Origin of the sequence: Bacillus methanolicus MGA3 (assembly GCF_000724485.1) — a bacterium.
In the GTDB taxonomy this organism is placed as follows: Bacteria; Bacillota; Bacilli; order Bacillales; family Cytobacillaceae; genus Bacillus_Z; species Bacillus_Z methanolicus_A.
The window spans coordinates 1,585,315-1,598,240 of the sequence record NZ_CP007739.1; the positions used below are offsets into that span (position 1 = coordinate 1,585,315).

Below are 12,926 nucleotides of genomic sequence, written 5' to 3' on the forward strand. Positions count from 1 at the left end.
TCCCCTTTCTCATTTTGCAGATTTTGAAATCGCTTCATTTACATTGATTTTTTTCGGGATTAGTTTAAGTTTGTAAAATTGATCTGCAATTTGCTGTTGGTCCTTTGCCACTTCTTTGTTCATTTTTTCTAATCCAAACGTTCTTCGATGTAGTGTTAATTCCAAAGTCTCAATATCCATTCCAATTTGAGGAGAAAGGAATTTTGCTGCTTCTTTTGGATTTCCTTCAACCCATTTTTCCGTTTTTTGTAATTCCCTAAAAATAACTTCTAATATATCCGAGTGCTCTTTTGCAAACTTACTAGAAGCTAAGAAAAATTCGCGATTGTTTACTAGTCCTGTTCCATCCGTTAGAATACGGGCATTTGCAGCGCGTTCTGCTTCAGCCAAAAACGGATCCCAAATAACCCAAGCATCTATATCGCCTTTTTCAAATGCTGCACGAGCGTCTGCAGGCGGGAGAAAGGCTGTTTTGATATCTTCATAGTTTAAACCTGCTTTTTCTAATGCTTTGACTAATAAATAATGGACATTTGAACCTTTATTTAAAGCAATTTTCTTTCCTTTTAAATCTTTTATCGTTTTTATTGGCGAATCTTTTTTTACTACAATGGCTTCCCCTTTAGGATTGGCCGGAGAATTTGCGAAGTACACTAGCGGGGCACCTGCTGCCTGAGCAAAAATAGGCGGCGCCTCTCCTGTATGGCCAAAATCGATGCTTCCTACATTAAGTGCTTCTAATAGCTGAGGTCCGGCAGGAAATTCTGTCCATTTAACAGAATAACCAAGCGGTTTTAATTCTTTTTCCAGGTTTTTCTGCGCTTTTAAAATATTTAAGGTGCCAAACTTTTGGTAACCAATATTAATAACCCTTTTTTCTTTCTCATTTGACGTCCTTACTTGTTTTTCTCCTGACGCGGACGTACTGCATCCACTAATAAGAAAAGATAGTGCAAAAATGAATGTTATCCACCAAATCCGCTTCTCATTTTTGATCACTAAATACTCCCCCTAATATCTTTAAAATGATAAAAAGTTCTATTCTTGAAAGTTAATTTTTTTAGTCTTAAAGCACATAATGAATCACCTCCTTTAAGTAGACTGAATAATAGGAATGCTCTCTTACTTTAATCATTGAGTCTTTCCTATTTGGTTATGTAATTCTTTTTAATAGTTCAATTTATAGATTGCAGGAAATCATCTTCTCGCTTTTTGAAACTCACTTGATCGTGCGATTCAATAAATATATTAAACATATTGTTTTAGTCGGATATGTTGATTATGAAAAAAAGGCTCCTTATCCCTCTAAAAGAGATTGGAGCCTTCGGTTGTCCGACCAGCACTGGATTTTCAATTTGTAATTTTGGAATAACTTCATCATGATTCAATTCCCCATTAAATGTAAAAAAGACTCATACCCTTTAATAGGTACGAGCCTTCGGTATTTCCGATCGGCTTGATGTTTAATTAACTTAAAATTGTTAATATTATTGTTTTTATCTTATCCATATTTTTCCGATCTGTCAAGTATGAATTTAGCGTTTATCATTAATACAATTCCTCTCTATATTGCTCTAATTAGATTTTGTTACTTTTGCTTTCTTTTCTAAATACTTTTTCGTCAATCTTTTTATAAATTCGTTCAATTTCTTCTTTATTTTTTAAAATTTGTTCTCGATTGTCTTTAACTAGTTGAACAAAATTCTTCTTTCTATGCATGGCAAGTTACAATCCTTTCTAAAATTTATGAAAAAGCAGTCCAAACAGCTTCTTACTCACTTCTCATCACTCTTTTTCAAAATCATTTCAATATAAAAGCTCCCTCTATAAAAAATTCAAAGGGAGCCTCCAGTTGTCTGGTAAGATAATCTGGAAAATTATTTATTATTATCACTTCAGCAAAGCCAAGCTCAAAAATTTTCAAAGCTAAACATGTAACTTGCTAAAGATAAGTTGGCATTTCTATTTTTGTTTGCGCAGCTCAGTCCCTTTTCCACAGAAAATGCTTATATAATGTACTTTTCATTTTCTTTCTCTTTTATAAATTCATCGAGCTTTCTTATGAGCCCTCCATTTCCAAATCTAATAAATTTTTGGTTATCCGTTTTCAGTCCTGTATTTTTGACAAATTCTAAAAATGCTAAAAGATAGATTCGACGGTGAAGAATATTGACTATTCCGTAATCATAAAACCAGTTATCAATCGTATTATAAACACCTTTATTTAGCCCAAATTGTTGGTGGCACCATTGAAAAAACCGCAAATCAGGCAGATTAAGATATTTGCTCATTTCTAAAGAATTCTTTTTTACTGTTTTTATAGAATGCCCCCATGCTGTTGAATTTTTGTCTTGCATACCGAATGTCCTCCTTAATTTGATTTATTAAAAAATCGATCGATGGAAATTTTCGTTCATCTCTTACTTTAAAGAGAAGCTGACATTCTATTAACTCTCCATAAATGTCATTCTGAAAATCTAGAAGATGAACTTCAATTGTTTTTTCTAAGTTCGACTCAAATGTTGGTTTAACACCAATATTCATAATGCCTTGATATTGCTTTCCATTTAGAGACACTAAAACTCCATACACTCCGTTCTCTAACAACCCGGCATCAGCACAAACATTTGCTGTAGGAAAACCTAGCTGTCGCCCCTTCTTCATTCCATGAACCACTTTTCCGCAAATTAATATCTGTTCCTCAACATCCTGAATAATTTTTGCTTGCTGCATACCCCTCAACCTTTCTATAATGAAAAGATAAAAAGGCTCTCATTTCAAGATAAAATCCACCCTGAATTGAGAGCCTCTAGTGATCTAGTCGGCATGTTTAGATTTTTCAAATAAATCTTTAGTGATATATTAAATTGAATTAATCCTATATGTCAAGTCGGAATTAAAAATTTATTTGCATATAAATCATGTAATAAATATTTACTCAAGGAGATGATAGTTTATCAAACTGAAAAATCATTGCTTTTACGACAAGATATAAGATAGTCTTAATAATAACTCTTATTATTTTTCACAAAAAATGGTAGTAAAATATTGTTAAAACAAATGGAAGCTTTTTATCGGATTCACAGATGAAGGAATATCTCTTAGATTATGATTTTTTTATTATCAGTAAGAAAAAGATTCACATTTTTACCAAATACCTACTTGACATATATGTTTTATTGGTATTATTATTTCAAACAGTATCAGTTAATTTATAAAATCTGAATACGCCAACCGGTCCACCGGAGGCTCATGTCAGTCCCTTATGTTTAAGAGGACTGATATGAGCCTTTTTTAATAAGGAAAGGAGGAGAAGAAAGTTTTTAGGATCGGTTATTTACATTTTTAATCAAAAAGGAGGAGTAATGAAATGAGTTTACAATTTGCCTACTGGGCTCCAAACGTAAGCGGCGGACTTGTTATTTCCAACCTTCCACAAAAAACGGATTGGTCGTTTGAAGCGAATAAACGCTATGCACAAATTGCTGAGCGCTCTGGTTTTGATTATGTTTTGTTACAAACGAGATTTTTTGCCAGCTATGGTGCAGAGAAACAACTAGAAGCTGCTACACTTGCATCAGCATTGGCAGCTGTAACAGAGAAGATTAACATTATAACAGCCGTTCTTCCTGGTCTATGGCACCCAGGCGTGATGGCAAAAATTATCTCCACCATTGACCACATCAGCAACGGGCGAGCTTCAGTGAATATTGTAAGCGGGTGGTTTAAAGGTGAGTTTATTGGATATGGTGAACCATGGTTGGATCATGATGAACGATATCGGCGTTCTGAAGAATTTATCCAGGTTCTGCGCGAAATGTGGACAAAAGAAACCACTACTTTTAAAGGTGATTTTTATCGTCTAAATGAAGCACCATTAAAACCGAAACCTATTAACATCCCAAAAATCTTCCAAGGCGGGAATTCGAAAGCAGCTAGAGAGATGGCTGGACGAGTTTCCGATGTTTACTTCATGAATGGAAACTCTCTGGAAAAATTAAAGCAGCAAATTGATCACGTGAAATCATTGGCTAAATCAAATGGAAGAGATATCCAATTCGGTGTTAATGGCTTCGTTATTGTCCGTGATACAGAAGAAGAAGCAAAGCAAGTTTTAAAAGATATTATTCTACATGCAGACAAAGAAGCTGTAGAAGGATTTAAAAGCCAAGTAAAGTTCGCTGGGCAATCCTCCCCTGAAGGTGAAGGAATGTGGGAAAATTCATCATTTGAAGACCTTGTTCAATACAACGATGGATTCCGCACAGGATTAATAGGAACGGCCGAGCAAGTTGCCGACCGCATTATCGAACTGAAAAAAATCGGTGTCGATATTGTCCTGACAGGCTTCCTGCATTATGAAGAAGATTTGCAGCAATTTGGTGAAAAAGTGATTCCGCTCGTTAGAGAAAAGGAAGAACAGCTAAAAGAAAAAGCAGGTGCAGTTTAAGGACTGCATCCTGCTCATAAAAAATTGTGTCAATATTTTCATTATAAAAATTAGCTTATGAAATGTAAAGAGAAGTCCCGGAGGAGGTACAATCAATTATGTCTTTAGCTGTTGAAACACGGCCAGCATTTCATAAAACTACTCGTGAATATTACGAGGGAATTCGGAAAGAGATACGCAGCATTGTAGATACTGTAATACGTCCCAATGCTGAAATTACAGACAGGGAAGGAAAATTTCCCAGAGAAAATTTAGAAGCTCTTATCAAAAAAGGATGGGGAAATATTCTCGTTCCCAAGAAATATAACGGTTTGGAACTTGATCATGTAGCGTTTGCTATAGCGGCTGAAGAAATCGGGAAAGCATGCGCCTCCACTGCCCTTGTTTATGTTATGCATGTAGGAGCTGTACAAACCATTACCCTATATGGAAATGATGATCAGAAGGAACGCTGGTTGAAGCCTATTGAGCGGGGATTGATCGGCACATATTCAACAAGTGAAAAAGCTACTGGCGGACACTGGTGGTATAATTTCAGCCAGGCACAGCGTGATGGTGAGGATTATATTATAAATGCCGATAAATCTTTTACTACAAGTGCCGGTCAAGCTGATTTTTATGTGGTCCAAACAAGAAGCCCTGAAGCAAAGGATGCAACAGATATCAGTTTCTTTATTGTAGATGGAAAGCTGCCTGGAATAAAAGCAAGCCCGTGGGAAGCGCTCGGTGTACGAGGCAATCATAGCGGTCCCATCTCATATCAGAATGTATTAGTTCCTAAACGTGATATTTTAGGAGGAGAAAACCGGGGGAAGGAAATCCTTCTGAATGGCGTATCCCCTATTTACCTGATAGGTCTAGGATCGGTGTGGTTAGGTGTAGCAGAACATGCTCTCCAATTAGCGACAGAACATGTGACAAATACGATTCATCGGGACTTTGATAACCGTTTAAGTGATTACCAAGTAATCCGCCAGCAAATTGCAGAAGCCAAAATATTAATCGAAAGTGCAAAACCATGGCAATTCGACCTTGCTGAACAATTAGATATATTGCAATCAGAAGGAAAGGATCAGGGAGTACTAACCCTTCCTCTTACAGAATTCAAAGTTCATACTTCCGAGGTTGCGAATAAAGCAACAAAAATTGCCATGGATGTAAGCGGTGGATATGGTTATAAAAAAGGACCTATTGAACGTCTTTTCCGTGACGCTCGCGCCGGAATTGCGATGGGGCCATCAAATAACATTGCAAGAGAATGGATCGGTAAAGACCTCGTCGGACTCCCGCTTGAACTTTGGATAAAAGGCGGAGAATAAAAGATACTGCCTAAAATCTAACGAATTTCAAACAAACGTATTAACAACCATTGCCTGTTCAATTAGGCAATGGTTTTTCTATTTCCACCTTATACAAAATATATTGTCCTGCCTGCTGCTTACTTTCACTTTCTTATAAGAATAGTATGACACTTGACTATTACCCAATTTGTTCATTTTCTGTATTCAATAATGATCTTTTATTTTTCATTTGAGTCAGATCGTTCCTTTTTAATAAATAGTGTAAATGTTGAATCGGCATTGAACCATGACCTTTGCCGTCCTCAAGAGTGAATTGTACAGTGATTCCATTCTGACGGATGACAGTGAGCGTTTCTGCGGAATTAAAAAAGCTTTTAATACCTTTAGAAATTTGATATTTAGTACCTTCTTCAATTGACATTTGGAAGACTCCTTATTTGATATTTTCCATGGTAGTATTCCATAAAAGCATATAAATATACATAATATTGTTATGAAGTTGTTCTTTGTTCTTATCAAACACAAATTGGTACAGATATTATGGTTTTTTCAGGCACTGATTCACTTAAATTGGAATTGTTCATACAAAGAATATTTAACTAATGTCGAGCAAATATTATAACTGTTAAGAATCAAAGGAGGCTATTATTATGAACACACAACGAGCACAAGAAATTGCTTCTTCACCGGTTATGGCTAATGTAACTTATAATGGGGTGCCGATCTACATTCAACATGTTGATGAAAAAAATGAGACAGCTACAATCTATCCTCTTGATAAACCTGAGAATATACAAAAAGTTTCTTTATCAAGTTTAAAAGAACATTAATTTGTCCCTAAGAAACACCATTCTAAGAGCAAATAGTACGAAAAACAGTAATATATTCATCAAAAAAGAGCGCCATTTTTAATTTATCAAGACCTAAAGTCTAAAAAACCTTAAAAATAAAGGTAAGCACATATTAGTCATGAATAATATGTTAGCTTACCTTTTTTATTAGGTATTAGAAAAGAGGTCAAATGTATGTATGACAAAAGAAGGATTAATTAAAGGGTATCTATTTTCTAATAGCCATAACCGCCAAAGCAAGAAACACAAAAAGGATAGCAAATATAACTAGCGGTGACACAGAAACCAACTCTTTTCCTTTGAAAATTTTGTAATGAAAATAAGTGTAAGGATGGCATATAAAGAGAAAATGAAGGAAATGTAAAGAGGTTGTAAAGGGGCAAAAATGGTATAAAAGTCCTTGATAGAAAAAAACGGATAAAAAATAAAAATAAAAAGGACGGCACCCTCTAATTTTTTAGGTTCCACCCTTTTCTTTCCATTCCATTCATTAAAAATAATGTTTCTATCTCTTATTTAAACCAGCCTTTTTCTTTCGATTGTTTAATGGCTTCGATCCGGTTTGTTACTTCAAGTTTTTCCAAAATGGTCGAAATATAGTTTCGGACCGTTCCGGTTTTGATGCTTAGCTCATCAGCGATTTCTTTTGTGTTTTTTCCATCGGCTACGAGTTCTAACACTTCTTTCTCCCGTTCGGTCAGAGGATTTTCTTCACTATAAACATCGTCCATTAGTTCGGGTGCATAAATTCTTCTGCCTGCCATGACGCTGCGGATTGTGCTTGCAAGTTCCTCACTAGGGCTGTCCTTTAATAAATATCCGCTTACACCAGCTTTTAAAGCTCGTTGGAAATAACCGGTACGGGCAAACGTTGTTAAAATTATCACTTTGCATCCGAATCCCTTTAGTTCTTCAGCTACCTCGAGTCCGCTTTTTTTGGGCATTTCAATATCCATAATACAAACATCTGGCTGAAATTGTTGAACTAGTGAAATGGCCTCTTCTCCGTTGCTGGCCTGTCCCACCACTTCCATATCATCTTCCAAATTGAGCAGAGAACCTAAGGCACCCAACATCATACGCTGGTCTTCAGCTATGACTATTCGAATCATTTAAGTTCCTCCTTAACCGTCTGCTTGACAACATTGGGGACTTTCATGACTAATGTTGTTCCTTCATTTGAAATGATTTCCATACTTCCGTTTACAAAATCCAATCGTTCTTTCATTCCCTGCAATCCGTTTCCTTTCGTAAGGTCCTGGTCCTCCACAATTCCAATTCCGTCGTCTTGTACAGTCACGCATATTTCGTTCCAAGATTGCTCAATAGTGATTTGGCAAGTAGAAGCGTTGCTATGCTTTACGACATTTGTTACTGCTTCTTTCAAACACATACTCAGAATATTTTCAAGAAACGGAGACACGTTTGTTAGTGTGAATTCTTCTTTATCACATACTAAATTGATTTGGGCTGCTTTTAGTATTTGTTTGACACGAATGATTTCCTCTTTTAATCGAACACCGCGCATTTGCGAGACCATTTTCCTTACTTCATTCAATGCAGTTCTTGCAGTTTGTTGTACGTCTTTCAATTCATTTCGGGCTTGCTCGGGATCTTTGTAAACTAATTTCCTCGCTAAGTCACTTTTTAGACCAATGAGAGAGAGCTTCTGACCTAACGTATCATGAAGATCGCGGGCAATCCGTTGACGCTCCTCTTGTTTTACGAGTTCGGCAATTCTTTTGTTGGCGTCTTCAAGCTGTTCTTCGAGCTGCCCCTGCTTTTTTCGATTATAAATGTTAAATGGAAGAAGGATCACACTAATGCAAATAATAATGATAAAAGGCAGCTGTTTTAAGAATAACTTTTCCTGAAAGACCAAGTTATAATTGATCGCGAATGTCGTTGCAGCTAAGTGAATAATGTATAACGTGAAGAAAGCGATTCGGTTTTTTATATGACCGTTATAGTAGGCAATATAAAAAGCAAAATAGATAAATTGGAAAAGGATTGTCATGGTCAAGGATATAGCGATCAGGATGCAAGTCCACAAATAGACGGGCCACCCTTTTGAAATAAAAGCAAATCGAAATGCAATGAAAAATAAGATTGTCAGACTAATCCCCACAATAATTTCCCTAGTGGAGGAAGATTGAAAAATAAAATAGAACGGCAAAATGCTAAAAACGCTCCATATATAAGGAGAAATTCCCGAGAATTTTCGGAATATCGTAAATCTTTTTTGCATGCTCAAATCCTCTTTAATTTTTTAAAACCATGTTTTACAAATTATCTTATCACAGATGCCTCATTGCGTCTTGAAAACATTGTCACTATTTTTTATTTCCAAGTAACATCTACAATTCTGATTTCACTTGAGCTGAGATCTTCCTTTCTTTCTTTGTCGAGATACCTTTATATCCTACAAACTTTTTGTTTTGTTCGTCCCATAGGCGAAAACTGAGTGACCGCAAGCTTGTAGATAGAGTTATTGTTGGAACGTTCTGTAAAGGAAGAGTATGATTGTGCACCTCTTCAAGTTTATAGTTAGGCACCCTTGGGCTTAAATGATGAACGTGGTGGAAACCGATGTTTCCTGTAATCCATTGCAAAGGTTTCGGAAGTTTATAGTATGAACTCCCTTCAACTGCTGCTTTTACGTACTCCCAGTTTTCATCTTCTTCAAAATAAGAATCCTCGAATGTGTGCTGCACGTAAAAAAGCCATACTCCGAGAGAACCTGAAATGAAAAAGATCGGACCTTGTATCAAAAGAAATGACTTCCATCCGAGCGTCCAGCAAAATAGCCAAACCAAAGAAATGATTGAAATGTTTGTCAAATAGGTATTAACGCGTTCCTTCAATCTTGCACCTTTTCTGTTAAACCTATTTTTAATAAGGAAAACGTAGATCGGACCTAAACCAAACATCACGAACGGATTCCGATAAAACCGATAGGCTAATTTGGTTAATAATGGAGCTGACAAATATTCATCAACTGTTAGCACCCAAATATCCCCTGTTCCGCGCTTATCTAAGTTAGAGCTTGTTGCGTGATGAACTGAATGGTCGTGTTGCCATTGGCTGTACGGAAAAAAGGTTAAAATACCGGTTATTGTTCCAAGAATTTTATTTGCAAGCCGGTTTTGAAAAAAAGAATAGTGGCAGCAGTCATGGAAAATAATGAAAATCCGTACTAAAAATCCAGCGGCAATTACGCATAACACAAATGTAAGAACATATGAAATGGATAGACTTTGATAAGCTAAGAACCATAAAAGAAAAAACGGCACAACCGTATTGATCAGCTGCCAAATACTATCCCTTGTATTAGGTTTTTCAAAAGGAGCCATTTGCTTCCTCAAATTTTTTTGCTTTTGATTGTTCATTTTATCTTTCCTTTCTTCATTTGATATTTCTAATGATAAACGATCGAAAAGGGTCTTTGTAGACATATGTGTCATGTGCAAGATATGATAAATGTCATATAGGCAAGAAAAAAGGTGAATTTTTATAAGAAGTAAATGCCCGATCGTTCTACAAGTTGTGTATAGTATTTTACAATAATTGGGTATTTATTAAAATTTTGCACAAATAAACCTGTGCTAAAATCTTTTGAGCACAGGTTTTAGTAAAAAAATGGAGTATTTATTTATAATAATTGATTTAGCCTTTTGGGTATAAGCAAAAATTTGTATAAGATTTCGTTTTGCCCCAATAATATCATATTTGTCTTACACGGCTTATCTCTGGACTCACAACCAAGCTTTTCTCCGCTTCGAAACATGCTTCCATAAAACTCTCATAATGAGGTTTGCCTCTTAAGAAATGAAAATTGGATAACAACAAATAACCCACCCTTAACCAAAACCAATTCTCTTTTGTTTACTCGTCATTCTTCAACAATTCTCCCTTAAACGCGCGTTGCATGAGGGAGTTGAACGTATATTCTAGTTCTCTTAAACTTTTTTTCATTTTTTCCTTTTGAATTTCAATTTTTTCAACTATATATTCAAACCGATTTTGAGTCTTTAAATCAGGCAATATAATTTTATATTTTAAAAGTTGTTTTTGATCTATTCCTTAACTCACTTGTAAACATGATGTTCCTCCTTTTTTGTGGAAAAGGGGCGGAGCTGCGCTTTCAAAAATCGAAATGTCAATTTATCTTTAGCAAGATATGTTGTTTAGCTTTGCAAATATTTTTTGTGCATGGCTCCGCTCACACCGCCTTATTATGTTTGTTATGTTTTAAAATGAAGCCTATATCCATGTTAAGTTGGGAGTTTAAAACTCATTCTCGTTTTAGGCCCAAGTTCCATTATATACTTTTTCGTTTTTAGTCAACATAATATAATTCGAAAAATGAAATGATACAGCAAAAAGTTCGCTCTCCTAAACTCAAAAAGAAGAGGGAGAAATTATTTTTCATAATTTAATCCATAATAAACATGAAGGAACGAATGAGGAGGTATTGTCGTTGACCCAACCATCAAATAAAAAGGAAACCTTTCCACCGCAGCATCAAAACAGACAACCTGGTCTGGAATCGGAAATGAAACCGAAGCCTGAAGCTGAAGATTTATCCTATCGGCCAAGCGGAAAGCTGCAAGATAAAACAGTGATTATCACTGGGGGTGACAGCGGGATCGGTAAAGCTGTTGCTATTCTTTTTGCTAAAGAAGGCGCTAATATTGTGCTCTCCTACTTAAACGAACATGAAGATGCCAATGAAACAAAACGGCAAGTGGAAGAGGAAAACAGAACATGCATTCCAATTGCTGGTGATATCGGGGATGAAAACGTTTGTAAACAAATCGTCAATCAAACGATAAAGCAGTTTGGAAAACTGGATATTTTGGTGAATAATGCTGCTGAACAGCACCCTCAACCTAGTTTGTCAAACATCACAGCAAATCAACTTGAACGTACCTTCCGGACAAATATTTTTTCTTATTTTTTTATGTCCAAAGCAGCTCTTCCGTTTTTACAAAAAGGAAGCAGCATCATTAATACCGCATCTGTTACAGCTTATAAAGGAAATGAACAGTTGTTAGATTACTCGGCAACAAAAGGAGCCGTTGTTAGTTTCACAAGGTCGCTTGCGTTATCTTTGGTTGACCAGGGAATTCGCGTCAATGGTGTCGCACCTGGCCCCATTTGGACACCGTTAATCCCTTCAACATTCCCGAGTCATCAAATGGCGACTTTTGGTGCCAATACGCCGATGAAACGAGCTGGCCAGCCAAAAGAGGTAGCTCCAACGTATGTTTTCCTTGCAAGCGAGGATGCATCTTATATTACCGGCCAAATCATTCATGTGAATGGCGGAGAAATTGTGAATGGGTAGGAGCTAAATTTGTATTTACTGAATCAAAACAAAAGCCCCTATTATATGGTCACAATTTTTAGTGGCCATTTTGGGGCTTTATTGGTATCAATATAAAATCAGGTTGTTCAAAAAAATTCTGCTTAAAAAAGTCCTATCTTTCATCTATCAACCCATCCAATATTTCAAAAATATATGGATTACCCGCAAGAACGTAGTAACCTTTTTCTTGTTTGACCGCTTTTGTTTTTCCTTTTGCTTCATTAACCAACAGCATTCCTGCTTCGATGTCCCAAGGATTTAACTTTAACTCCCAGTATCCGTCGAAACGGCCGGCTGCAACTTGACACAAATCATAAGCAGCGCTTCCAGTTCTTCGAATATCCCTAACTTTCGTAACCACGTTCACAAAATGTCGGACATTATTGTTTGGTTCGGTTGCCCGGTCATATGGAAAACCTGTAGTCACAACGGACTGATTCAATTTTTTTCTTGATGATACTTGAATCGGCCGACCATTTAAAAATGCCCCTTGACCTTTCACCGCTTCATATAGCTCGTTTAATGCGGGAACATAGACAACACCGATCACTGTGTCACCGTTTTGTTGGACGGCAATGGAAATACAAAAAAGCGGAAAACCGTGCGCATAATTCGTTGTACCATCAATCGGATCAATCACCCACTTATATCCTTCTTCTCCATTATGTATTCCCGATTCTTCAGTCAAAATTGAATGACCTGGATAATGTTGACGAATTTTATTTAAAAGAAAGTTTTCCGTCCAGATGTCCATTTCGGTGACAAGGTCAATTGCAGCACTTTTTTCATTGATTCTCACAGGTTGATCCATCCTGCGTAATTGTTCTTCACCCGCTTCTTTTACCCATTGTTTAATGTGTTGTAGAATTTGGTTCCATTCGTTTTGCACAGTAAACCTTCCTTTCGAATATATTTTTCTGTAGAAATGATAAATAGTATGATAATTCACATAT

The 12,926-nt window shown here is 36.2% G+C and carries 13 protein-coding genes; 4 read left to right on the forward strand and 9 right to left on the reverse strand.

Translation table 11 applies throughout. The annotated features are described in order from the left end of the window. Positions 1-9: 9 nt before the first annotated feature. The 4 genes from BMMGA3_RS07710 to BMMGA3_RS18365 form a co-directional block, all read right to left on the reverse strand. The gene (locus BMMGA3_RS07710; RefSeq protein WP_004433942.1) at positions 10-999 is read right to left on the reverse strand and encodes a sulfonate ABC transporter substrate-binding protein; all 990 of its coding nucleotides are present in this window, start codon (positions 997-999) and stop codon (positions 10-12) included. A gap of 579 nt (positions 1,000-1,578) precedes the next feature. After that, positions 1,579-1,719 carry an FbpB family small basic protein gene (locus BMMGA3_RS17260; protein WP_004433944.1) on the reverse strand — a complete coding sequence of 47 codons (141 nt, stop codon included), beginning with the start codon at positions 1,717-1,719 and terminating at the stop codon, positions 1,579-1,581. Between the two features lie 287 nt (positions 1,720-2,006). Next, a complete protein-coding gene (locus BMMGA3_RS18360; RefSeq protein WP_034669203.1) occupies positions 2,007-2,291 on the reverse strand; it encodes a hypothetical protein in 285 nt (94 codons plus the stop codon). Then, complete coding sequence (locus tag BMMGA3_RS18365; RefSeq protein WP_034669204.1) at positions 2,275-2,733, reverse strand: riboflavin kinase; 459 nt, start codon at positions 2,731-2,733, stop codon at positions 2,275-2,277. Before BMMGA3_RS18365 ends, BMMGA3_RS18360 begins: the two co-directional genes overlap by 17 nt. A 637-nt stretch (positions 2,734-3,370) precedes the next feature. Here BMMGA3_RS18365 and sfnG point away from each other — a divergent pair. Both sfnG and BMMGA3_RS07730 read left to right on the forward strand, forming a co-directional pair. After that, positions 3,371-4,450: a dimethylsulfone monooxygenase SfnG gene (sfnG, locus tag BMMGA3_RS07725; RefSeq protein WP_038502159.1), complete on the forward strand. Its 1,080-nt coding sequence runs from the start codon at positions 3,371-3,373 to the stop codon at positions 4,448-4,450. Positions 4,451-4,548: 98 nt separating this feature from the next. After that, complete coding sequence (locus BMMGA3_RS07730; protein WP_004433947.1) at positions 4,549-5,769, forward strand: acyl-CoA dehydrogenase family protein; 1,221 nt, start codon at positions 4,549-4,551, stop codon at positions 5,767-5,769. A 160-nt stretch (positions 5,770-5,929) separates the two neighbouring features. Here the strand turns inward: BMMGA3_RS07730 and BMMGA3_RS07735 are convergent, their stop codons facing one another. Beyond that, the gene (locus BMMGA3_RS07735) at positions 5,930-6,172 is read right to left on the reverse strand and encodes a hypothetical protein (protein ID WP_004433949.1); all 243 of its coding nucleotides are present in this window, start codon (positions 6,170-6,172) and stop codon (positions 5,930-5,932) included. A 229-nt stretch (positions 6,173-6,401) separates the two neighbouring features. On the opposite strand from BMMGA3_RS07735, the gene BMMGA3_RS07740 reads away from it, so the two are divergent. Continuing rightward, positions 6,402-6,581, forward strand: a complete 180-nt coding sequence (locus tag BMMGA3_RS07740) for a small acid-soluble spore protein H (RefSeq protein ID WP_004433951.1) — start codon at positions 6,402-6,404, stop codon at positions 6,579-6,581. A gap of 533 nt (positions 6,582-7,114) precedes the next feature. Here BMMGA3_RS07740 and BMMGA3_RS07750 read toward each other — a convergent pair. From BMMGA3_RS07750 to BMMGA3_RS07760, 3 genes are all read right to left on the reverse strand, one after another. After that, positions 7,115-7,714 carry a response regulator transcription factor gene (locus BMMGA3_RS07750; protein WP_004433954.1) on the reverse strand — a complete coding sequence of 200 codons (600 nt, stop codon included), beginning with the start codon at positions 7,712-7,714 and terminating at the stop codon, positions 7,115-7,117. Further along, positions 7,711-8,850: a sensor histidine kinase gene (locus BMMGA3_RS07755; protein WP_004433956.1), complete on the reverse strand. Its 1,140-nt coding sequence runs from the start codon at positions 8,848-8,850 to the stop codon at positions 7,711-7,713. The genes BMMGA3_RS07750 and BMMGA3_RS07755 overlap by 4 nt, the downstream gene beginning before the upstream one ends. Positions 8,851-8,959: 109 nt before the next feature. Then, entirely contained in the window at positions 8,960-9,991 is a 1,032-nt protein-coding gene (locus BMMGA3_RS07760; RefSeq protein WP_004433957.1) for a Delta(5) desaturase DesA, read from the reverse strand. Positions 9,992-11,082: 1,091 nt separating this feature from the next. On the opposite strand from BMMGA3_RS07760, the gene BMMGA3_RS07765 reads away from it, so the two are divergent. Continuing rightward, on the forward strand, positions 11,083-11,952 hold the full coding sequence (locus BMMGA3_RS07765) for an SDR family oxidoreductase (protein ID WP_004433959.1): 870 nt from the start codon (positions 11,083-11,085) through the stop codon (positions 11,950-11,952). A gap of 133 nt (positions 11,953-12,085) precedes the next feature. Here the strand turns inward: BMMGA3_RS07765 and BMMGA3_RS07770 are convergent, their stop codons facing one another. Next, positions 12,086-12,862 carry an inositol monophosphatase family protein gene (locus BMMGA3_RS07770; protein WP_004433961.1) on the reverse strand — a complete coding sequence of 259 codons (777 nt, stop codon included), beginning with the start codon at positions 12,860-12,862 and terminating at the stop codon, positions 12,086-12,088. Positions 12,863-12,926 lie beyond the last annotated feature (64 nt).